At 53.9% G+C, this 310-nt stretch carries 1 rRNA gene; it reads right to left on the bottom strand.

The window, feature by feature from the left end:
- Window positions 1-206: 206 nt before the first annotated feature.
- Window positions 207-310 (bottom strand): 5S ribosomal RNA (rrf, locus tag MRBLST15_RS10265); the annotation flags it as partial.

Raw genomic sequence — 310 nt, 5'->3', positions numbered from 1 at the left:
GTTGCCGATGCTGCTTCGTCGTTGGACCCGAAGGCCTTTCGTCGTTGCGAGCCGCCTATTATGGCAGGCTTTTCAGCTTTGTCAACAACTTGTGAGAGGAACTTGAAGCTCTTCGTGAAGTTGTTGCCGTAAATCCAGGTCGAAACCTGAGGCTTGCAAAAAAAGGAAAACCCCGCTGCATGCGCAGCGGGGTTTTCGGGTATAAACCCTGGCGATGACCTACTCTCGCATGGCTTAGGCCACACTACCATCGGCGCAGCTACGTTTCACTTCCGAGTTCGGGATGGGATCGGGTGGTTCCATAGCGCTA

Source organism: Stenotrophomonas sp. LST15-1-1.1 (assembly GCF_040815575.1).
Lineage (GTDB): Bacteria > Pseudomonadota > Gammaproteobacteria > Xanthomonadales > Xanthomonadaceae > Stenotrophomonas > Stenotrophomonas lactitubi_B.
The sequence above is the reverse complement of the archived record's forward strand: the minus strand, read 5'-3'. Positions and strand labels throughout refer to the sequence as shown.